The 20,936-nt window shown below is 69.5% G+C and carries 17 protein-coding genes, 5 tRNA genes and 1 pseudogene; 13 read left to right on the plus strand and 10 right to left on the minus strand.

The genetic code is table 11. The features are described from left to right. The first annotated feature begins 312 nt into the window (after positions 1-312). On the plus strand, positions 313-1,896 hold the full coding sequence (locus tag OG379_RS27415; RefSeq protein ID WP_104789386.1) for an acyl-CoA carboxylase subunit beta: 1,584 nt from the start codon (positions 313-315) through the stop codon (positions 1,894-1,896). Between the two features lie 64 nt (positions 1,897-1,960). After that, complete coding sequence (locus tag OG379_RS27420) at positions 1,961-2,164, plus strand: acyl-CoA carboxylase subunit epsilon (RefSeq protein ID WP_014153860.1); 204 nt, start codon at positions 1,961-1,963, stop codon at positions 2,162-2,164. Between the two features lie 106 nt (positions 2,165-2,270). On the opposite strand, the gene OG379_RS27425 is transcribed toward OG379_RS27420, so the two are convergent. The 8 genes from OG379_RS27425 to OG379_RS27460 all read right to left on the minus strand — a co-directional run bounded on the left by OG379_RS27425 (position 2,271) and on the right by OG379_RS27460 (position 12,835). Beyond that, positions 2,271-2,852, minus strand: a complete 582-nt coding sequence (locus OG379_RS27425; RefSeq protein WP_014048542.1) for an ATP/GTP-binding protein — start codon at positions 2,850-2,852, stop codon at positions 2,271-2,273. Further along, the gene (locus tag OG379_RS27430; protein WP_393763829.1) at positions 2,833-3,522 is read right to left on the minus strand and encodes a DUF742 domain-containing protein; all 690 of its coding nucleotides are present in this window, start codon (positions 3,520-3,522) and stop codon (positions 2,833-2,835) included. Before OG379_RS27430 ends, OG379_RS27425 begins: the two co-directional genes overlap by 20 nt. A gap of 89 nt (positions 3,523-3,611) precedes the next feature. Further along, on the minus strand, positions 3,612-4,025 hold the full coding sequence (locus OG379_RS27435; RefSeq protein WP_006127847.1) for a roadblock/LC7 domain-containing protein: 414 nt from the start codon (positions 4,023-4,025) through the stop codon (positions 3,612-3,614). A 10-nt stretch (positions 4,026-4,035) separates the two neighbouring features. Then, complete coding sequence (locus tag OG379_RS27440) at positions 4,036-7,209, minus strand: nitrate- and nitrite sensing domain-containing protein (RefSeq protein ID WP_405665671.1); 3,174 nt, start codon at positions 7,207-7,209, stop codon at positions 4,036-4,038. A 349-nt stretch (positions 7,210-7,558) separates the two neighbouring features. Next, positions 7,559-8,140 carry an ATP/GTP-binding protein gene (locus tag OG379_RS27445; protein WP_014153856.1) on the minus strand — a complete coding sequence of 194 codons (582 nt, stop codon included), beginning with the start codon at positions 8,138-8,140 and terminating at the stop codon, positions 7,559-7,561. Beyond that, on the minus strand, positions 8,121-8,528 hold the full coding sequence (locus OG379_RS27450; RefSeq protein ID WP_393763834.1) for a DUF742 domain-containing protein: 408 nt from the start codon (positions 8,526-8,528) through the stop codon (positions 8,121-8,123). The genes OG379_RS27445 and OG379_RS27450 overlap by 20 nt, the downstream gene beginning before the upstream one ends. 134 nt (positions 8,529-8,662) lie before the next feature. After that, positions 8,663-9,076: a roadblock/LC7 domain-containing protein gene (locus tag OG379_RS27455; protein ID WP_024495006.1), complete on the minus strand. Its 414-nt coding sequence runs from the start codon at positions 9,074-9,076 to the stop codon at positions 8,663-8,665. A 9-nt stretch (positions 9,077-9,085) separates the two neighbouring features. Continuing rightward, the gene (locus OG379_RS27460) at positions 9,086-12,835 is read right to left on the minus strand and encodes a nitrate- and nitrite sensing domain-containing protein (RefSeq protein WP_405665673.1); all 3,750 of its coding nucleotides are present in this window, start codon (positions 12,833-12,835) and stop codon (positions 9,086-9,088) included. 607 nt (positions 12,836-13,442) lie between these two features. Between OG379_RS27460 and OG379_RS27465 the strand changes: the two genes are divergently transcribed. The 9 genes from OG379_RS27465 (at position 13,443) to OG379_RS27505 (ending at position 17,331) form a co-directional block, all read left to right on the plus strand. Beyond that, complete coding sequence (locus OG379_RS27465; RefSeq protein ID WP_393763838.1) at positions 13,443-13,625, plus strand: hypothetical protein; 183 nt, start codon at positions 13,443-13,445, stop codon at positions 13,623-13,625. 102 nt (positions 13,626-13,727) lie between these two features. Next, entirely contained in the window at positions 13,728-14,504 is a 777-nt protein-coding gene (locus tag OG379_RS27470) for a fumarylacetoacetate hydrolase family protein (RefSeq protein ID WP_362931416.1), read from the plus strand. Next, on the plus strand, positions 14,497-15,969 hold the full coding sequence (gene gltX, locus OG379_RS27475) for a glutamate--tRNA ligase (protein ID WP_405665675.1): 1,473 nt from the start codon (positions 14,497-14,499) through the stop codon (positions 15,967-15,969). The genes OG379_RS27470 and gltX overlap by 8 nt, the downstream gene beginning before the upstream one ends. A gap of 87 nt (positions 15,970-16,056) precedes the next feature. Beyond that, a complete protein-coding gene (locus OG379_RS27480; protein ID WP_405665677.1) occupies positions 16,057-16,776 on the plus strand; it encodes an HAD family hydrolase in 720 nt (239 codons plus the stop codon). Between the two features lie 85 nt (positions 16,777-16,861). After that, positions 16,862-16,933 (plus strand) — tRNA-Gln (locus tag OG379_RS27485). A gap of 19 nt (positions 16,934-16,952) precedes the next feature. Beyond that, a tRNA-Glu gene (locus tag OG379_RS27490) sits at positions 16,953-17,025 on the plus strand. A 60-nt stretch (positions 17,026-17,085) separates the two neighbouring features. Then, a tRNA-Glu gene (locus OG379_RS27495) sits at positions 17,086-17,158 on the plus strand. An 8-nt stretch (positions 17,159-17,166) separates the two neighbouring features. Beyond that, positions 17,167-17,238 (plus strand) — tRNA-Gln (locus OG379_RS27500). A 20-nt stretch (positions 17,239-17,258) separates the two neighbouring features. Next, positions 17,259-17,331, plus strand: a tRNA-Glu gene (locus tag OG379_RS27505). 60 nt (positions 17,332-17,391) lie between these two features. On the opposite strand, the gene OG379_RS27510 is transcribed toward OG379_RS27505, so the two are convergent. Beyond that, complete coding sequence (locus OG379_RS27510) at positions 17,392-18,033, minus strand: MerR family transcriptional regulator (RefSeq protein ID WP_405665679.1); 642 nt, start codon at positions 18,031-18,033, stop codon at positions 17,392-17,394. Between the two features lie 138 nt (positions 18,034-18,171). On the opposite strand from OG379_RS27510, the pseudogene OG379_RS27515 reads away from it, so the two are divergent. Then, positions 18,172-18,534 (plus strand): annotated as a pseudogene (locus tag OG379_RS27515) (monooxygenase family protein); the annotation flags it as partial. Between the two features lie 85 nt (positions 18,535-18,619). On the opposite strand, the gene ndgR reads toward OG379_RS27515, so the two are convergent. Continuing rightward, the gene (ndgR, locus tag OG379_RS27520) at positions 18,620-19,336 is read right to left on the minus strand and encodes an IclR family transcriptional regulator NdgR (protein ID WP_033303994.1); all 717 of its coding nucleotides are present in this window, start codon (positions 19,334-19,336) and stop codon (positions 18,620-18,622) included. A 173-nt stretch (positions 19,337-19,509) separates the two neighbouring features. On the opposite strand from ndgR, the gene leuC reads away from it, so the two are divergent. Next, positions 19,510-20,934, plus strand: coding sequence for a 3-isopropylmalate dehydratase large subunit (gene leuC, locus OG379_RS27525; protein ID WP_405665681.1), 1,425 nt, complete (start codon positions 19,510-19,512; stop codon positions 20,932-20,934). Positions 20,935-20,936: the final 2 nt, after the last annotated feature.

Below are 20,936 nucleotides of genomic sequence, written 5' to 3' on the forward strand. Positions count from 1 at the left end.
CGCGCTCACCTCTCGGGGGATGCGAAACTGTGGCACGGAGCCTGCCTCCGTGACCGGAATCCGGCGCCGGCCCCCTGCCATTCCGGTGGGTCCGGTCGCCCGCCCCGGTGGATCCGCGGCGTGGCGCGCGGAGCAGAATGTGGCCGGGGCCACATACCGCGCCTTGTCGAAGCTCTACAACGCGGAAGCCCTGTGAGCTGGCAGATGGGATGCATGGTGCACCGCTTCTGTCAGGTGCCACCAGGAAACCGGGCAGGAGACTGTTCGGTGTGGACGGCAGGAATTTCGCGCTCGGGTTCGTAGGGTCGACGTATGACCGTTGTGGACGAAATCCCGGGCGAGCCGAGTGACACGCGTGGCCGGGTGGCCGAACTGCTGGCACTGCGTGAGCAGGCCCGGCGTGGACCGAGCGACCGGGCGACCGAGGCGCAGCACGCCAAGGGCAAGCTGACGGCGCGCGAGCGCATCGAGCTGCTGCTGGACGAGGGATCGTTCAAGGAGGTCGAGCAGCTGCGCCGGCACCGGGCGACCGGCTTCGGCCTGGAGGCCAAGAAGCCGTACACCGACGGTGTCATCACCGGCTGGGGCACGGTCGACGGCCGGACGGTCTTCGTCTACGCGCACGACTTCCGGATCTTCGGCGGGGCGCTGGGCGAGGCCCACGCCACGAAGATCCACAAGATCATGGACATGGCCATCTCGGCCGGTGCCCCCCTGGTCTCGCTGAACGACGGCGCCGGAGCCCGTATCCAGGAGGGCGTCAGCGCGCTCGCCGGCTACGGCGGGATCTTCCAGCGCAACACCCGGGCCTCCGGTGTCATCCCGCAGATCAGCGTGATGCTCGGCCCGTGCGCGGGCGGCGCGGCCTACAGCCCGGCGCTGACCGACTTCGTCTTCATGGTCCGCGAGACCTCGCAGATGTTCATCACCGGACCGGACGTCGTCAAGGCGGTCACCGGCGAGGAGATCACCCAGAACGGCCTCGGCGGCGCCGACGTGCACGCCGAGACCTCGGGCGTCGCGCACTTCGCGTACGACGACGAGGAGACCTGCATCGCCGAGGTCCGCTACCTGATCGGCATGCTCCCGTCCAACAACCGGGAGAACCCGCCCGTCGTCCCGAGCGACGACCCGGCCGACCGGCGCGGCGACGTCCTCCTGGACCTGGTCCCGGCCGACGGCAACCGCCCGTACGACATGCACAAGGTCATCGAGGAGCTCGTCGACGACGGCGACTTCCTGGAGGTCCACGAGCGCTGGGCCCGCAACATCGTCTGCGCTCTGGCCCGGCTCGACGGCCAGGTCGTCGGCATCGTGGCCAACCAGCCGCAGGCCCTCGCCGGTGTCCTGGACATCGAGGCGTCCGAGAAGGCCGCGCGATTCGTCCAGATGTGTGATGCGTTCAACATTCCCATCGTCACTCTGCTGGACGTACCCGGCTTCCTGCCCGGCGTCGATCAGGAGCACGGTGGAATCATTCGGCACGGCGCGAAGCTGCTCTACGCGTACTGCAACGCCACCGTGCCGAGGATCTCGCTGATCCTGCGCAAGGCCTACGGAGGCGCGTACATCGTCATGGACAGCCAGTCCATCGGCGCCGACCTCACCTACGCGTGGCCGACCAACGAGATCGCGGTGATGGGCGCCGAGGGCGCCGCCAACGTCATCTTCCGCCGGCAGATCGCCGACGCCGAGGACCCCGAAGCCATGCGGGCCCGCATGGTCAAGGAGTACAAGGCCGAGCTGATGCATCCCTACTACGCGGCCGAGCGCGGCCTGGTCGACGACGTCATCGACCCCGCCGAGACGCGCGAGGTGCTGATCGCCTCGCTCGCGATGCTCCGCAACAAGCACGCAGACCTGCCGTCCCGCAAGCACGGCAACCCTCCGCAGTAGTCGCCGGCCGCAGCGGCGACCCCGCCCACCTTCCGCGACCACTGCCCAGAAGACGGAGACATCCATGAGCGTCACCCCCGCCGATTCGGTCCTTCGCGTCGAGAAGGGCCAGGCCGGCCCCGAGGAGCTCGCCGCCATCACCGCGGTCCTGCTCGCCCGCGCGGCCGCACAGCCCGACGCGCCCGCCCACCGCGGCCGCAGCACGGCCGGATGGCGCCGCCTGGAGCGCACCCCCGGTTTCCGCGCCCCGCACAGCTGGCAGGGCTGAGGATCGGCCGCCGAGGCCGCTCCAGGGCCCACCGGGCCTCCTTCACGCCGAAGGCCCCGTACTCCTTCCGAGGAGTACGGGGCCTTCGCCGTGTGCGGCGGCGGGGTCAGCGCAGGCGGGCCATGAGGGCGTGCTCGACCAGGGTGATCAGCGCGCTCTTGGCGTCGGCGCGGTGCCGGGCGTCCGTGGTGAGGATCGGGGTGTCCGGGCCGATCTGGAGGGCTTCGCGTACTTCGTCGGGTGTGTAGGGCTGGTGTCCGTCGAAGCCGTTGAGGGCGATGACGAAGGGGAGGCCGCTGTTCTCGAAGTAGTCGACGGCTGGGAAGCAGTCGGCGAGGCGGCGGGTGTCGACGAGGACGACGGCGCCGATGGCGCCGCGGACCAGGTCGTCCCACATGAACCAGAAGCGGTCCTGTCCGGGGGTGCCGAACAGGTAGAGGATCAGGTCCTGGTCCAGGGTGATGCGTCCGAAGTCCATGGCCACCGTGGTGGTGGTCTTGTCCCCGGTGTGGGTCAGGTCGTCGATGCCCGCGGACGCGGACGTCATCACGGCTTCGGTGCGCAGCGGATTGATCTCCGAAACGGCACCGACAAACGTGGTCTTACCCACGCCGAAGCCCCCTGCCACCACGATCTTCGCCGAGGTAGTGGAGCGGGCCGCTCCGCCGCTAGAGCTTGCGAAGTCCACTGAGCACCCTTTCGAGCAGTGTCACATCTGGTTGGCCGCCGGCGGCCTCGTCGCCGCCGGGCTGATGGATAGCGACGAGTCCGGCCTCGGCCAGGTCGGCGACGAGGATCCGGGCAACGCCGAGGGGGATCGAGAGAAGGGCCGAGACCTCGGCCACCGACTTGATCTCGATGCAGAGCCGGCAGATCCGCTGGTGCTCGGGCAGCTGCCCTTGCAGCCGGGAAGGATCCGCCGTGGTGCTGACCAGCGCCTCGATGGCGAGCTGGTACCGCGGCCGGGTCCGGCCGCCGGTCATGGCGTACGGACGGACCAGCGGGTTGTGAGCCGCGGGCTTCGACGGCTGGGGGGCCTGCCGCTGGACCGGCTGGATGCGCGACGGCGGAGCCTCGTAACGCTGCGGAGGCTGCTGCTCGTGCTGCGGCTGCTGGTAGTGCTGCGGCTGCTCGTGCTGCGGGTAGTGCGGCTGCTGCTGCGGCCACCCTGAGCCCGGCTGCTGAGGCTGCTGCTGCCAGCTGCCCTGCTGGGGCTGCTGGTAGGGCTGATAAGGCTGATAAGGGTCTTGCGAACCCTGTCTGCCGGGCATGGAGGGGTTGTCGAAACGATTGTCACCCTGCTCACCCGGAACCCGCTGACCGCCCTCGTACGAGTGTCCGCCTGTGGGTGCTGCCACGTTTCCTCCTCCGACTGCCGTTCGCCATCCCAGTGGTGCCGCGCCACCGCACCTTATGGCGCGGTGGCGAGAAACGCACTGTCTGTCTATTAGTTAAGAAGACTTCCCTGGAGTTCGGCGCGGAGATCCGGGGTAAGAACACTTCCTGCACGGTCCACGAGAAGTGCCATTTCGTACCCAACCAGACCGATATCGGCGTCCGGGTGGGCGAGGACGGCGAGTGAGGATCCGTCAGAGATGGACATGATGAAGAGGAATCCTCGCTCCATCTCCACAACGGTCTGATTCACGGCGCCGCCTTCGAAGATCCGTGAAGCACCCGCGGTCAGCGACGTCAGACCGGAGGCGACAGCCGCCAGCTGATCGGCGCGGTCCCGCGGGAAACCTTCGGACATCGCCAGCAGGAGTCCGTCGGCGGAGACCACCACCGTGTGCGACACCCCAGGGGTGTTGTCCACGAAGTTGGTGATCAACCAGTTCAGATTCTGCGCCGCCTGGCTCATCGGGCTCACACTAACGCTCCTGGTTGTAGGTATTACTTGCGTCCGACCCCGCGGTCCGTCCCCGCAGGACACCACGCCGCAGGTTGCTCAACCTGCCGCGTACGTCCTCAGGGGCGCGGGAGACCTGTGGGCCGCCCTGCTGGGTCTGCTCCGCCGTGCCCTCGACCAGATTGGCCTTGGGCACGCGCCGGGGGAGTCCGGAAGGGGTGATCCCGCCCGCCTTCGGATCCCGGAGCTTCTCGGCCCGCTCCCAGCGCTCGTCGTTCGATGAACGCCAGTCGTCGGGCCTTTCCCCGTCGGCATGCTCCGTCTGCGGTGCCTGCGGCTGTTCCTGCTGCGGCCGCTGCCGCTGCTCGGGTGCGACAGGCTGATCGTTTCCGCGGCCGGTGGGCTGCCAGTGCTGCTGGCCGGCACCCCGGCGCGGGAGGCCCGCCTCGGTGAGGTCCTGACCGGGGTTCGGGGTGGGCCCCGGGCGGTCGAAGCCTACGTGCTCCTGTGTCTCCGCGGGAGTGCTCGGGACCGCTTCCGCCTGGGGCTCGAACGCCCTCTGGTAGGAACCCTGGTCCGCCCAGTCGCCCTGGTGGGGGAGCCCCTCCTGCGGGGCGAACTGGTCGGCGTACTGCTCCTGCCGGCCGTCCGGAGCGGCGTACGCGGCTTCCGCGTAGGTGTTCTGCTGCGGATCCTGGTAACCGTTCCCGGCGGCGTACGGGTCGTAGCCGCCCTCGTAACCGGGCTGCGCGTACTGCTGCTGCTCGGGGGCGTACTGCTCCTGCGTGTACTGCTCCGGGGAGTACTCCTGCCGCTGCCCGGCGCCGTCGTTCTGGAAGGAGGGACGCTCGCCGCCGGCCTGTGCCTCCAGAGCCGCCCGTCGCTCCTCACGCATGAGTGAACGGTTCACCGGGTCCAGCTGCGGGGAGTCGGCCACCGAGGTCTCGTAGCGCGAGTCGTCGAAGCCGAGCTCCGCCGCCGTACGCATCGGAACCTGCTGCGGCATCGGGTCGAAGGTCTGCTGCTGCTGCTCGGACATGATCGAGGAGACCGTGAAGTCGTCCTGCGGGAGCCCCTCGCCACCGCCACCGTGGGTGATGGCGTCCGGCAGCATGACCAGCGACGTGGTCCCCGCCTGCTCGCCCGAGGGCCGCAGCTGGACGCGGATGCCGTGCCGGTCGGCCAGTCGGCCGACCACGAACAGACCCATCCGCTGGGACACCGCGGCGTCCACGGTCGGCGGGTTGGCCAGCTTGTGGTTGATGTCCGCGAAGTCCTCGGCGGTGAGACCGATTCCCTTGTCGTGGATCTCGACCATGACGCGGCCGTCGGGGAGCCGGGTCGCGGTGACCCGGACCTTGGTCTGCGGCGAGGAGAACGTGGTGGCGTTCTCCAGCAGCTCGGCCAGCAGGTGCACGAGGTCGGTCACGGCCTGGCCGTGGATCTCGCTCTCCGGAACACCGGTGAGCTCGATGCGCTCGTAGGACTCCACCTCGGAGGAGGCGGCCCGCAGCACGTCGACGAGCGGCACCGGCTGGTTCCAGCGGCGGCCGGGCTCCTCGCCCGCGAGGACGAGGAGGTTCTCGCCGTTGCGGCGCATACGGGTGGCCAGGTGGTCCAGCTTGAAGAGGCTCTCCAGCTGGTCCGGGTCCGCCTCGTTGTTCTCCAGATCGGTGATGAGGGTCAGCTGGCCCTCGATGAGCGACTGGTTGCGGCGCGACAGGTTGGTGAAGATCGCGTTGACGTTGCCCCGGAGCATCGCCTGCTCGGCGGCGAGCCGGACGGCCTCCCGGTGCACCTGGTCGAAGGCGCGGGCGACCTCGCCGATCTCGTCCTGGCTGTTGATCGGGATCGGCTGCACCCGGGTGTCCACCCGGCCGGGCTCGGTCCGCGACAGCTGGTCGACCAGCATCGGCAGCCGCTGCTCGGCGATGCCGAAGGCGGCCGTACGCAGCTGGCGCATCGAGCGGCTCATCTGGCGGGCCATGAGACCGGCGATGATGAAGGCGGCCAGCAGCGAGATGATCACGATCGCCGCGTTGACGATGGCGTCGTTCCTGGCGTCGGTCGAGATCTCCGCCGCCTCGGCCACGGCCTTGTCGACGAGCTCGTTCTCGACCGTCGTGTAGCCGTCGAACTTCGCCGTGGCCGCGGCCATCCAGGTCTCGGGGGTGATGCCCTTGGCCTTGAGGGCGTCGGGCTGCTTGCCCTGCCCGATCTGCTGGGCCATGCCGTCGAAGACGGAACCGTCGATGCTCGGAGGCGCCACGAAGGGCTTGCCGGCGGCCTTGGCCTGCGCCTCGGCCTCCTTCATCTGCTTGGCTCCCTCGGCCGCCTTACCGGCCATGACCTGCTTGAGCCGGGCCGCGTCGGCCTCCGTACCACCGGAGACGAACTCGCCGAGGGCGATCTGCTCCAGGTAGTTGTACGAGCTGAACGCCGTGACCTGGCCGCTGAAGTTGCGCTCCTCCTGGCTCGGACGCACCAGCAGGTGCATACCGATCGAGCGCTGGAGCGATTCGGCGGCCTTGGCCAGCTCGATCGCGTACACGGTCCGGCCGTAGCTGGTGATGTTGCCCGTACCCAGGCCGAGCTCGTTGGAGAACTCCATCAACGAGTGCTGGACCTTGGTGTAGCCCTCTTCCGTCTTCACCGGGTCCATCGCCTCGGCGTAGGCGGCCTTGCGCAGCTCGGGAAGGAGCGGCTCCTCCACCTTGAACAGCTTCAGACGGCGGTGGAGGCCCTCCTTGTCCGGCATGTTCTGCACGGCGGCGTCGAACTTCGACGCGGCCGCGTCCGTGGTGGCGCGTACCTGCTCCACCTCGGCGGCGGTGCGCTTGTTGGACAGCAGTGGTTCGGCGGTGAGGTCGCGCTCGTTCAGCAGCGCCTGCCCGTACGCCGCCGCGGCGCGGACGACCAGCGCCGTCTTCTCGGCGTCCTGGGCCTCGTTCCAGGTGTCTATGGACCCCTTCACCTGGAAGCCGCCCATGACAAGGCCGACGAGTGCCGGGATCAGGAGAATCGCGTTCAGCCGGGTCGGCACCCGCCAGTTCCGCGGTGACAGCCGGCTGGTGCTGCCGCCTGCCGGTTCCGCCTCGGACGACGTGTCCGCGGGCGGGGACAGCGCGGCGCGCGGCGGCGGCGTGAAGTTGCCCCGCTCCGGCTGCGCCGCGGAGCCCTCGTTGCTTCGCCTCACTCGACCAACAACCTCTCGGCGTCGGCACCTACGTTGTGCCGGATTATCGTTCAGGAGCCGTACTACTGGGTAGTTCGAGGCATTGCAGCACGCGGACCGGTCGCGTTCCAAACAGTCGGAATGAGTGATTCCGACTGTGACCCGACGTCGATAAAACGGGCATAAAGAGCGAGCCCCGTCAAAAGGCGAGGCTCGTATGAGCGCAGTGGTACCGGTCGTGCGCGTCGGGTATTGATAGGGCTCCAATTCTCTGTCGAAATGTTATGAACACGGGGGCGGATCGTGTCAAAGGACACAGGCCGCCCCCGTGTGACTACAGCAAGTTCCGTAGATCGCTACCGACTTACGGCTACTTCAGCCGGGCCATCAACGCGTGCTCGACCAGAGTGATCAGGCCGCTCTTGGCATCCGCGCGGTGCCGGGCGTCCGTCGTGATGATCGGGGCGTCGGGGCCGATCTGGAGGGCTTCGCGTACTTCGTCGGGTGTGTAGGGCTGGTGTCCGTCGAAGCCGTTGAGGGCGATGACGAAGGGGAGGCCGCTGTTCTCGAAGTAGTCGACGGCTGGGAAGCAGTCGGCGAGGCGGCGGGTGTCGACGAGGACGACGGCGCCGATGGCGCCGCGGACCAGGTCGTCCCACATGAACCAGAAGCGGTCCTGTCCGGGGGTGCCGAACAGGTAGAGGATCAGGTCCTGGTCCAGGGTGATGCGTCCGAAGTCCATGGCCACCGTGGTGGTGGTCTTGTCCCCGGTGTGGGTCAGGTCGTCGATGCCCGCGGACGCGGACGTCATCACGGCTTCGGTGCGCAGCGGATTGATCTCCGAAACGGCACCGACAAACGTGGTCTTACCCACGCCGAAGCCCCCTGCCACCACGATCTTCGCCGAGGTAGTGGAGCGGGCCGTACCGCCGCTAGAGCTTGCGAAGTCCACTGAGCACCCTTTCGAGCAGTGTCACATCCGGCGCGCCGCCGGCCTCTCCGTTGCCCGGCTGGTGGATGGCCACCATGCCGGCTTCCGCCAGGTCCGCCACGAGGATCCGCGCCACACCGAGGGGCATGGACAGCAGGGCCGAGACCTCGGCCACCGACTTCACCTCGCGGCACAGGTGGCAGATCCGCTGGTGCTCGGGGAGCAGGGTCCCGAGGTGGGCGGGGTCCGCTGTGGTGCTGACCAGTGCCTCTATCGCGAGCTGGTACCGCGGCCGGGTCCTGCCGCCGGTCATGGCGTACGGACGGACCAGCGGCTGGTCACCTTCACCGTCGTACGACGCGTGGTGCAGTGCGCCGTACGGATCAGGTGATGAGGGTGGCGGGGTCATAAATCCTCCGGGCGTGACAGCAGGGTGTCGGCTTGCCGTCTGAAGGTGGCCGGTGAGGGGCTGTGTCGGCCGGACGGGTGAGGGTTTTGAGTAGTACCTGGGGGGATCGCGTCAAGTGGCTGCCGCATGGCCGTCTAGTGGAGCAGACTTCCTTGTAGTTCGGCACGGAGATCAGGGGTGAGGACGGTCCCCGCACGGTCGACGAGGAGTGCCATCTCGTACCCCACCAGACCGATGTCCGCGTCCGGATGGGCGAGGACGGCGAGTGAAGAACCGTCAGAGACGGACATGAGGAAGAGGAATCCTCTCTCCATCTCCACAACCGTCTGGCTCACGGCGCCGCCTTCGAAGATCCGTGAAGCACCCGCGGTCAGCGACGTCAGACCGGAGGCGACAGCCGCCAGCTGGTCGGCGCGGTCGCGCGGGAAACCTTCGGACATCGCCAGCAGCAGGCCATCCGCGGAGACCACCACCGTGTGGGACACCCCTGGGGTGTTGTCCACGAAATTGGTGATCAGCCAGTTCAGATTCTGCGCGGCCTGACTCATGGGGCTCAACTAACGCTCCTGCTGGTGAGTGGGGCCGAGTTGGAAACTGCCGGTAGACGAGCCGGTGTTGGCCTGTCGTCCCTGCTGGATGCCCCGGCGGAGATTGGTCAGACGGCCGCGTACGTCATCCGGCGCACGCGAAACCTGGGGTCCGGACTGATGATTCTGCTGTTGAGCAGTGCCCGGCACCAAATTGGCACGTGGGACACGGCGTGGCAGTCCGGAAGTGGTGATCCCGCCGGCGGCGGGCTTCTTGACCCGCTCCGCCTGCCGCACGAGGTCGTCGTTGGGCGAAGCACGCCATGAACTGGTGGCTCCGGTGTCGGCCGCACCGCGCCGCGGCATGGGCGGAGGCGGGTTACCGGCGGGCTGGGGAGCGGCCGGTGCCTGCGGCTCCGCGGCGGGCGGCTGCTGGCCACCCTGCTGCGGTCCGTGGAACCAGTTCGTCTCCAGCGTGTCGTACAGCGGCGTACGCCCGTCACCGGGACCGGCCGGCGGCAGCACCTCAGGCTGCTGCGGCAGGGCCGGGCGCTGCGGCAGTTCACCCGCGGAGGGGGCCGGCGGACGCGGTGCGCCGAAGTCGGCGTTGTCGCGGCGGCGCGGTGCCGGGGCCTGCGGGCCCTGGGCGCCGAAGCCCTGGTCCTGCTGGGGGCGGTTGCCGAAGCCCTGGTCCTGCGGCATCGGGGCGTTGAAGTCCGGGCGGGCGAACTGCGCGGTGCTCGCCGGGTCCTGCCCCTGCGGGACGTGGGGAGCCTGCGGCGCCCGCGGTCCCGAGAAGTCCGGGCGGGCGAACTCCGCCGTGGCACCGGGGCCCTGACGGTCGTTCATCGGCGGACGCTGGTTCGGCGGGCTGAACGGCTGGTTCGGGGCGGAGGTGCCCGGGCGGCTGAACCGGCCGGCCTCGTGCTCCTCGTGACCACGCGGCGAGTCCGGCTGCGTGCGCCGGGGGGCACCCTGCTCCTCGACACCCCAGCTCGTGCTCTGCGGGCGCTGCGGCTGCGGGTTGCCGCCGGGAAGCTCGGCACGGGGGCCGCCGGAGGGCGGCAGCTGACGGCCGGGGCCGCCGGGCTGCTGCGGGCCGCCCTGGCCGGGCTGCTCGCCCTGGCCGAGCTGGGCCTGCTGCGGCTGCGGAGCCTGGCGTCCGGGCTGGCCGCCCTGCTGGCCGGAGTGGCCGAAGAGGTTGGGCCGGCCCGAGTCCGCACCGGCCGAGGGGCCCTGCGGGGGGCGTGCGCCGGGCCGGGCGCCGCCGGCGAAGGCACCGGCGAGGCCGCCGCCCTGGCGGGGAGCGTCGGAACGGCCCTGGCCGGGCAGGCCGGGTCCCTGCTGGCCCGGGTTCTGTTGGCCGGGTCCCTGCGGGGGACGCGGTCCGCTGTCGCGCGTGGGCAGTCCGGCGTCGCGCGTGGGCAGCTCGGCCCTGGGGGCCGAGCCCGCGCCGACCTGGCCGCGCGGGGCGGCCGAGCCCAGACCCTTGGCCGGAGCCGCAGGAGGACCGGAGAGGCCGGGACGCTGGCCGCCCGCGGCGGGAGCGCCACCACCGGCGAGGAGCCCGCCCGGGGCGCCGCCCTGCGGGCCCTTGCCCTGCTGGCCCGCCTTCGACGGCTGCTTGCCGCCGTGCGCGACCTCCATGGGCAGCATGACCAGTGCGGTCGTACCACCGGAGTCGGAGGGCCGCAGCTGGATGCGGATGCCGTGACGCAGGGACAGCCGGCCGACCACGAAGAGACCCATGCGGCGGGAGACCGAGACGTCCACGGTGGGCGGCGAGGCGAGCCGCTCGTTGATCGCGGCCAGGTCCTCGGGGGAGAGGCCGATGCCGGTGTCGTGGATCTCGACGAGCACACGGCCGTCGGGCAGCGCGTGACCGGTGACCCGGACCTTCGTCTGGGGCGAGGAGAACGACGTGGCGTTCTCCAGCAGCTCGGCGAGGAGGTGCACGAGGTCGTTGACCACGCGGCCGGCGACCTCGGTGGCGGGCACCGCGGCCAGTTCGATGCGTTCGTACTGCTCCACCTCGGAGGCGGCGGCACGGAGCACGTCGACCAGCGGCACGGGCCGCGTCCAGCGGCGGCCGGGCTCCTCGCCCGCGAGGACGAGGAGGTTCTCGCCGTTACGGCGCATACGGGTCGCGAGGTGGTCGAGCTTGAAGAGCGAGGACAGCTGGTCCGGGTCGGCCTCGCGGGACTCCAGTTCGGAGATGAGCGAGAGCTGACGCTGGATGAGGCCCTGGCTGCGGCGCGAGAGGTTGGTGAACATCGCGTTGACGTTGCCTCGCAGCAGCGCCTGCTCGGCGGCCAGTCGGACCGCCTCGCGGTGCACGTCGTCGAAGGCCGCGGCCACCTGGCCGATCTCGTCCCGGGAGTGCACACCGACCGACTCGACGGAGGTGTCGACGTCCTGCGGGTCCGTCTCGGAGAGCTGGCGGACGAGCTCGGGCAGCCGGTCCTGGGCGACCCGGGTCGCGGTGTCCTGCAGCCGGCGCAGGGAGCGGATCATGGACCGTGCCACGACGAAGGCGCCGACCAGCGACACACCGAGGACGATCAGGATGATCGCACCGTTGAGGATCGCGTCGCGCTGCGACTCCTCCTTGAGCTCGCGGGCCTTGCTCTCCATCTCACCGAGGAGCGTCTCCTCGATGGTCTTCATGGCCTGGATCTTGTTGGAGCTCTGGTCGTACCAGTCCATGTACGTGCGCGTCTTGCCGCTGCCCTCCATGCCCAGGGGGCTGTCGAGCACCTTCTTCGCGTACATGTCGGCGGCGGTTATCTCGGGATTCCCGTTGTCCAGCGGCGCCAGCAGCTCGGCGGAGCTCTTGCCGGTGGACTCGTAGGTCGTCTCGAAGGTCTTGAGGGTCGTGCCCGCCTTGCCGAGGGCGTTGCGGCCGAACGCCTGGTCGTTGTCGTTCAGGTGCGTCTTGGTGCTGTCGCCGCCAGGCAGGGCCGCGGCGATGATGGCGCGCTCGACGGAGGCGTACTCCTTCGAGGAGGAGAAGGCGGCCAGTGCACGCGTCCGCTTGATCATCTCGGGGCTGCTGGTGGCCTGCGCCATGTCCTGCGAGAGGCTCAGCAGCGACGTGATCAGCTGGCTGTACTGGTCGATCGTGTTGAGACTCGGGCTGTTCCCTGCGTACGCGTCCTTGCGGATGCTGGTGATGTTGCCCAGCTGCGTGCCGATCTGGCTGACGCTCGCGTGGATGCTGTCCAGGGCCGCGTCGCCGGGGGTGTTGCCGATGTCGTCGGTCGCCTCGAAGAAGGCGGCCTTGGCGCGGTCGGTGCGCTCCCGGGGCTGGGTGACCTTGTAGTCGGTCGCCTTCACGCCGTTCGAGAGGGGGCCGGCCGACTTGTCGCGCTCCTCCTGGAGCGCGTTGGCGAGCGCGGTCGCCTTCTTGGTCATCTGGGTCAGCAGCTGCATGTGCTCCAGCTGGTCCATGTCGTTCATGGACTCGTTGATCCGCAGTCCGCCCAGGGTGGTCGCCGCGACCACGGGGAGGGCGAGCAGGGAGACCAGACGGGTGCTGATGCGCCAGTTGCGCAGCGCCAGCCGTGAGCCGGCGGAGGTGGGACCGACCGGCTTCAGGGGCGGCGTGGCCTCCGCGTTGCCGACGCCGGTCGTGCCGGAGCGCTGGGCGCGGTCGCTGCCGTCACCGGACGCACCGGGATTCTGGGCGTGCTGGGGCGAGGAACCGCGGTCGTTCCCGCCGCGCGGTTCCTGATCCGCCGGGGTTTCCCCTCGGCCCTGGCGGGGCTGGGGCGACCCCATGCCATCCCTCTTGAAACGTCCCTGCACTAGCGTCGCAACCTCTGGACCAGGCGTCCCTCCGCGCATGCGCGACGGGACGGTGTCGGCGTCGTGGGGCGCTGGACGCGCCCCATGGTGGTCGTGAGTGACCGGCGTACTTCCCCCTCCCGCCGCCACTCGGCGCTGCGTTGCGCCCCTGCGCGCTGGGCCTGAAACCCGCGGCGGTGCGTGGAATTCCAACACAGTGGAGGATCTCCAACAAGGCCCGCGTACCGGGCTGTGACCTGGATGACACGGTGTGATGGCGAGGTAACAAGGTGTGGAGCGTGTTCAGGGTCAAACCGGTCGATTACGGGTGCGGACCCATGGGGTGACAGGTGTCCCAGACGCCATGATCGGGAGCGGAATAGGAGATTCAGAGCCGTATTGTCTGGTTTGCATCCCATGATCATCTGCCTGCAATGAGCATTTTGTCACCAAGTTCGTGAGCAAACTCACATGATGATCGCCGTCTCATCCCGGCCAAGGCGGGGAATCGGATGTTTAGCCTGACGCTTTACAGGGATAGCGAATCCGACAACCGGCGCACCTCCGGGCAGCGCCCCAGCGGCAAGGACCCATACGGCAGATGAAGACGACGATGATTTTCCGCAACATCGCCAACCCCCGGCGCACCACGCTGGCGCACCTCGAGGACGCGGAGGCGCTGCAGACGCCGGAGCAGCGGAAGCACGCCGTCGAGCTGCCCACCCAGACGGCCAACCCGCGCCGCACCATCCTCATGGAAGCCCCGGTCGCGGCGGCGAAGTAGTGGCCGCCCCCACTGCGTGATGCGCGAGGCCGAGCCCTTCACGCGCGCTAGCCTGGAGCGTCAGTCTTCAGCCAGCCAGCAAGTGAGGGGCGACAGCATCCCGTGCGCATCGCCAGGTTCTCCATCGACGGCAATGTCGCCTTCGGCGCGGTCGAGGGCGACAGCCCCGACAGCCTCGTCCTCGACATCATCAAGGGCATCCCGTACGCCGACTTCGAGCTCTCCGGGACCAAGGTCCCGCTGAAGAAGGTCCGGCTGCTGCCGCCCGTGCTTCCCAACAAGGTCGTGGCCATCGGCCGCAACTACGCGGAACACGCCGCCGAACTGGGCAACGAGGTCCCGGATGTGCCCGTCGCCTTCTTCAAGCCCACCACCTCGGTGATCGGCTCCGGCGACTCGATCGAATACCCCTCCTTCTCCGAGGAGCTGCACCACGAGGCCGAGCTGGCCGTGGTGATCGGCCGTATGTGCCGCGAGGTCCCGCGTGAGCGCGTCAAGGACGTCATCTTCGGCTACACCTGCGCCAACGACGTAACCGCCCGGGACGTCCAACGCCGCGAGAGCCAGTGGGCCCGGGCGAAGGGCTTCGACACCTCCTGCCCGCTCGGTCCCTGGGTGGAGACCGACGTCGACCCCGGCAACCTGGCCATCCAGGCCACCGTCAACGGCGAACAGCGCCAGCTCGGCCGGACGAGCGACATGGTCCGCTCCGTCGAGGACCTGGTCGTCCACATCACGGAAGCCATGACGCTGCTCCCGGGCGACGTGATCCTCACGGGAACCCCCGCAGGGGTGGGCCCCCTGCACGTCGGCGACGAGGTCGCCGTCACCATCGAAGGCATCGGCACTCTCACCAACAAGGTGATCAAGCGTGGTTAACGGACCTGTCCGAGTACGTTTCTGTCCCTCCCCGACCGGCAACCCCCACGTGGGCCTGGTCCGGACAGCTCTCTTCAACTGGGCCTTCGCCCGGCACCACCAGGGCACCCTGGTCTTCCGTATCGAGGACACCGACGCGGCCCGCGACTCCGAGGAGTCCTACGAGCAGCTGCTCGACTCGATGCGCTGGCTCGGCCTCGACTGGGACGAGGGCCCCGAGATCGGCGGCCCGCACGCCCCGTACCGCCAGTCGCAGCGGATGGACCTCTACAAGGACGTCGCCGGGAAGCTCCTGGCCGCCGGGCACGCGTACCACTGCTACTGCACCACCGAGGAGCTCGACACCCGCCGCGACGCCGCCCGCGCGGCCGGCAAGCCGTCGGGTTACGACGGGCACTGCCGCGACCTGAGCGACGAGCAGAAGGCGGCGTACGAGGCCGAGGGCCGCACCTCGATCGTCCGCTTCCGGATGCCCGACGAGGCGATCACCTTCACCGACCTGGTCCGCGGCGAGATCACGGTCCAGCCGGAGAACGTCCCGGACTACGGCATCGTCCGTGCCAACGGCGCTCCCCTCTACACGCTCGTCAACCCGGTCGACGACGCGCTGATGGAGATCACCCACGTCCTGCGCGGCGAGGACCTGCTCTCCTCCACCCCGCGCCAGATCGCCCTCTACCGGGCGCTCATCGAACTGGGCGTCGCCAAGGACACCCCGGCCTTCGGGCACCTGCCGTACGTCATGGGAGAGGGCAACAAGAAGCTCTCCAAGCGTGACCCGCAGGCCTCGCTCAACCTCTACCGCGAGCGTGGCTTCCTGCCCGAGGGGCTGCTCAACTACCTCTCGCTGCTCGGCTGGTCGATCGCCGAGGACCGCGACATCTTCGGCCGTGACGAGCTGGTCGCCGCGTTCGACATCTCCGACGTCAACGCCAACCCGGCGCGCTTCGACCTGAAGAAGGCCGAGCACATCAACGCCGAGCACCTGCGCATGCTCGACGTGAAGACCTTCACCGAGGCCTGCGGCCCCTGGCTGAAGGCCCCCTTCGCCCCCTGGGCGCCCGAGGCCTTCGACGCGGAGAAGTTCGCCGAGATCGCCCCGCACGCCCAGACCCGTGTGACGGTTCTCTCGGACATCACGGCCAACGTCGACTTCCTCTTCCTGGACGAGCCCGTCGAGGACGAGGCGTCCTGGACGAAGGCCATGAAGGAGGGCTCCGACGCCCTTCTCGTCACCGCCCGCGCCGAACTGCTCGCCGCCGAGTGGAACGCCGAGGCGCTCAAGACGGCCGTCCTCACCGCCGGTGAGAAGCACGGTCTGAAGCTCGGCAAGGCGCAGGCCCCGGTCCGCGTCGCCGTCACCGGCCGCACGGTCGGCTTGCCGCTCTTCGAGTCCCTGGAGATCCTGGGCCGCGAGAAGACGATCGCCCGCATCGACGCCGCGCTGGCGAAGCTCGCCGCGTAGCGCCTGGTTCACACGACGGGGTGGCCGCCCGAGCCGGGGCGGGCCACCCCGTCGGCATGTGGCGGATGTGCCGGTAATCTGGCCGGCATGCCGATCCGAGCGGTTCTCTGGGACATCGACGACACGATCTTCGACTACTCCGGAGCCGACCGCGCCGGCATGCGTAAGCACCTGGAGCACGAAGGCTTTCCCGAGGGCTACACCACGCTTGAGCAGGCCCTCGATGCCTGGAAGGCCATCACGGACGTCCAGTGGGCGCGTTTCGCCGCAGGTGAGCTCGACTTCCAGGGGCAGCGGCGCGAGCGCGTGCGGGCGTTCCTGGGGCGGCCGCTGAGCGAGGCCGAGGCCGACGAGTGGTTCGGCCGGCACGCCACCCACTACGAGGCCGCCTGGGCGCTCTTCCCGGACGCCGTGCCGGTTCTGGACCGGCTGGCGGGAAGCTTCCGCCATGCCGTCCTGTCGAACTCCAGCATCCACAACCAGGACCGCAAGCTGCGCGCCCTCGGGGTGCGGGACCGCTTCGAGGCCGTGGTGTGCGCTGTCGAGATCGGGGTCGCCAAACCGGACGCGGCGGCCTTCCACACGGCCTGCGAGGCGCTCTCCCTGGACCCGCACGAGGTGGCGTACGTCGGGAACGAGCCCGACATCGACGCGGGCGGCGCGGTGGCCGCCGGGCTGACGGGGATCTGGCTGGACCGTGAGGGGCTGGGCGGGCGCCCCGAGCTCGTACGGATCACCGGGCTGGAGGAGCTTCCCGGGCTACTGGCGGGCGATACCCGTTTTGGAGCGCCGGACACCTTCAGGTAATGTTCTTCCTGCGCCGCCCGAGCGGGCCGAAAGATCCGGTCGGGAAGCGCAGACAGAAACAGAACCCCCAGGGGTTGCGTTTCAGTGGGCTATGGTGTAATTGGCAACACTACGGTTTCTGGTACCGTCATTCTAGGTTCGAGTCCTGGTAGCCCAGCGCAAGACCGAAGTAACAAGCCCCCGTTGTGTAGCGGCCTAGCACGCTGCCCTCTCACGGCAGTAGCGCCGGTTCGAATCCGGTCGGGGGTACAGATCCTTCCCGCGAGAACATCTGGGTCGCACCCACGTACTCGATGCAGGATCGCTAGGGCCCCCGTTGTGTAGCGGCCTAGCACGCTGCCCTCTCACGGCAGTAGCGCCGGTTCGAATCCGGTCGGGGGTACTTCACCATGGGCTATGGTGTAATTGGCAACACTACGGTTTCTGGTACCGTCATTCTAGGTTCGAGTCCTGGTAGCCCAGCGCAAGTCAGCAGTAACCACGCCCCCGTTGTGTAGCGGCCTAGCACGCTGCCCTCTCACGGCAGTAGCGCCGGTTCGAATCCGGTCGGGGGTACAACACAGCAGTAAGGAAAGGCCCTTCACCCCGGTGGAGGGCCTTTCGCGTGTGCGCCCCTCAGAGCCCGTACCGCTCCGCGGACTCCTCCGCCTGTGCCAGCCGGCGCAGCGACGCCAGCAGCGGCTCGTAGAGCACGGCCGACGCCACGGCGGCCTCCACCCGCTCGGCCTCCGTGGGGAATTGGTCCAGCGCGTCCAGGTCCCGCACCGCCACCTCCCGCATGAGGCGGGCCTGTTGGGCGAGGTACGTCACATCGCAGGGGTAGCCGAGGCGGATGAGCGTGGCCAGCGAGGCCACCAGTGAGCGGTGTACGGGGGAGAGTTCACCGAGCTCCAGTGCCGTGGTCCAGCCCAGTTCCGTGAGCAGCCGGGCGACTTCGGCCCGCGCGGTGGCGGTCTCCGGCGCGTCCTCGTCGGGCTCGGGGCCATGGGGCAGCGCCCACAGGGCGGCGCCCAGCCGGACAGTCCGGCCCAGCGACTCGTCGTCGACGTGCGCAAGCACCTCGCGGGCCGTGGCCACCGGGAGGCCCCCGACCTGGAGCAGGGCCCGCACCAGGCGCAGCCGGCGCAGATGACTCTCGTCGTAGTCGGCCTGTGTGGCACTGATCCTGGCGCCGGCGGGGAGCAGCCGCTCGCGCAGGTAGTACTTGATCGTCGCGGTGGAGACACCGCTCCGCTCACTCAGTTCCGACAGTCGCATCCTCTGTGCCTTCCCTTGCGCCGCCCCGTTGGGTGGGGCCACCATCCCACCCTTGGACAGTCGGGCTCTCCAAGGATGCGACGAGGGCGGTAATCCATGTTCGCGAGGCCGGACGCCGGACGGACCGCGGCGGCGGAGGTGCTGACCGGCTCGCCCAGGACGTACTACGTCGCCCGGTACCGGGAGTCCGAGGAGAAGCTGTACCCGTACGCCCCCGCTCCCGACATGTTCCACCGCAAGGCGTGGGCGAGGATCAACCGCAAGGAGAAGAAGTCCCGGCAGCATGTGGGGCTGTGGCACGAGACCTACGCCGTGCCCGAGGGGTCTACGAATCGATCTACGCCGATATGCCCGCCTACGGGCCGGGCGGCGGCGACCGGTGTGCTGCCGCTGGAGAAGAGGGGCCGCCGGGCGGCCGATCGTTTCGCGCACCGCGCGTCCCGGGAGCGGGCACCGGGGGGTTCCGGGGAGCTGACACCGGAGGATCTTCCGGGGAGCTGACACCGGAAGAGAAGGGGGCCGCCACGGCGCTGGGGCGGCCTCGGTGAAGGAATAAGGAGCGGCGACGACTCGCTTTGCGCGGGCTTCAGCCCGTGCGGCGCAGGGCCTCGCTCAGTCGCGCAGCCGAGTCGATGATGGCCTGCGCGTGCATCCGGCCCGGGTGGCGGGTGAGGCGCTCGATCGGCCCGGAGACGGACACCGCGGCGACCACCCGGTTCGACGGCCCCCGGACCGGGGCCGAGACAGAGGCCACGCCCGGCTCGCGCTCGCCGATCGACTGGGCCCAGCCCCGCCGCCGGACACCCGAGAGGGCCGTCGCGGTGAAACGGGCCCCCTGCAGGCCCCGGTGCAGGCGCTCCGGCTCCTCCCAGGCCATCAGGATCTGGGCGGAGGAACCCGCTTTCATCGTGAGCGTGGAGCCGACCGGCACGGTGTCCCGCAGTCCGGACAGCCGCTCCGCCGCCGCCACGCAGATCCGCATGTCGCCCTGCCGGCGGTAGAGCTGCGCGCTCTCGCCGGTGATGTCGCGCAGATGTGTGAGTACGGGTCCGGCCGTCGCCAGGAGGCGGTCCTCGCCGGCCGCGGCCGCGAGCTCCGCGAGCCGGGGGCCGAGAATGAAACGGCCCTGCATGTCCCTTGCCACCATGCGGTGGTGTTCGAGTGCCACGGCCAGTCGGTGTGCCGTGGGCCGTGCGAGCCCTGTCGCTGCGACCAGCCCGGCGAGGGTGGCCGGACCGGACTCCAGGGCGCTCAATACCAGAGCTGCCTTGTCGAGAACGCCGACGCCGCTAGAGTTGTCCATACGACGATACTCGCGTCTCACTCTGTGAAACGCAAGTTCAATTTTCCCCGGAAGTTGCGAACCTGTACGTGCGGCCTTACAACGGCCCGCGGCCACCGCCCCGCTCGGGGGTCCGGACGGCGGCACCCGAATCTCTAGTTGGGCCGGCGAAGACGCCGGCCGGAGGGAAAGCGATGGGTAGGACACTCGCGGAGAAGGTCTGGGACGACCACGTCGTCCGGCGCGCCGATGGCGAGCCCGACCTCCTCTTCATCGATCTGCACCTGCTGCACGAGGTGACCAGCCCGCAGGCCTTCGACGGCCTGCGCCAGGCCGGCCGGCCGGTGCGGCGTCTCGACCTCACCATCGCCACCGAGGACCACAACACCCCGACCCTCGACATCGACAAGCCGATCGCCGACCCGGTCTCCCGCGCCCAGCTGGAGACCCTGCGCAAGAACTGCGCGGAGTTCGGCGTCCGGCTGCACCCGCTGGGAGATGTCGAGCAGGGCGTCGTGCACGTGGTCGGCCCCCAGCTGGGCCTGACCCAGCCCGGCACCACGGTCGTCTGCGGCGACTCGCACACCTCCACCCACGGCGCGTTCGGGGCGCTGGCCTTCGGCATCGGCACCAGCCAGGTCGAGCACGTCCTGGCCACCCAGACGCTGCCGCTGGCCCGCCCCAGGACCATGGCGATCACGGTCGAGGGCGAACTCCCCGACAGCGTCACCGCCAAGGATCTCATCCTGGCCATCATCGCCCGGATCGGCACCGGCGGCGGTCAGGGCTACATCCTCGAATACCGCGGCTCCGCCATCGAGAAGCTCTCGATGGAAGCCCGGATGACCATCTGCAACATGTCGATCGAGGCCGGCGCCCGCGCGGGCATGATCGCCCCCGACGAGACCACCTTCGACTACCTGCGGGGACGCGACCACGCCCCCGAGGGTGAGGAGTGGGACGCGGCGGTGGAGTACTGGAAGACGCTCCGCACCGACGACGACGCCGTCTTCGACGCCGAGGTGTTCATCGACGGCGCCGAGCTCGCTCCGTTCGTCACCTGGGGCACCAACCCCGGCCAGGGCGCGCCCCTGTCGGCCAACGTCCCCGACCCCGCTTCGTACGAGGACGCCTCGGAGCGCCACGCCGCCGAAAAAGCCCTGGAGTACATGGGGTTGACCGCCGGCCAGCCGCTGCGTGAGATCAACGTGGACACGGTGTTCGTAGGTTCCTGCACCAACGGGCGCATCGAGGACCTGCGCAACGCGGCCTCGATCCTGGACGGCCGCAAAGTCGCCGACGGCGTACGGATGCTGGTCGTCCCGGGCTCGGTCCGGGTCGCCCTGCAGGCGGTCGAGGAGGGCCTGGACAAGGTCTTCACCGCCGCCGGCGCCGAATGGCGGCACGCGGGCTGCTCGATGTGCCTCGGCATGAACCCCGACCAGCTGGCCCCCGGTGAGCGCTCCGCCTCCACCTCGAACCGGAACTTCGAGGGCAGGCAGGGCAAGGGCGGCCGCACCCACCTGGTCTCCCCGCAGGTCGCCGCCGCCACCGCCGTGCTGGGCCATCTGGCCTCGCCCGCCGATCTGTCCGACGTCCGTACGCCCGCCGGAGTCTGAGA

The sequence above is a fragment of the Streptomyces sp. NBC_01166 genome (genome assembly GCF_045039765.1).
GTDB lineage: Bacteria > Actinomycetota > Actinomycetes > Streptomycetales > Streptomycetaceae > Streptomyces.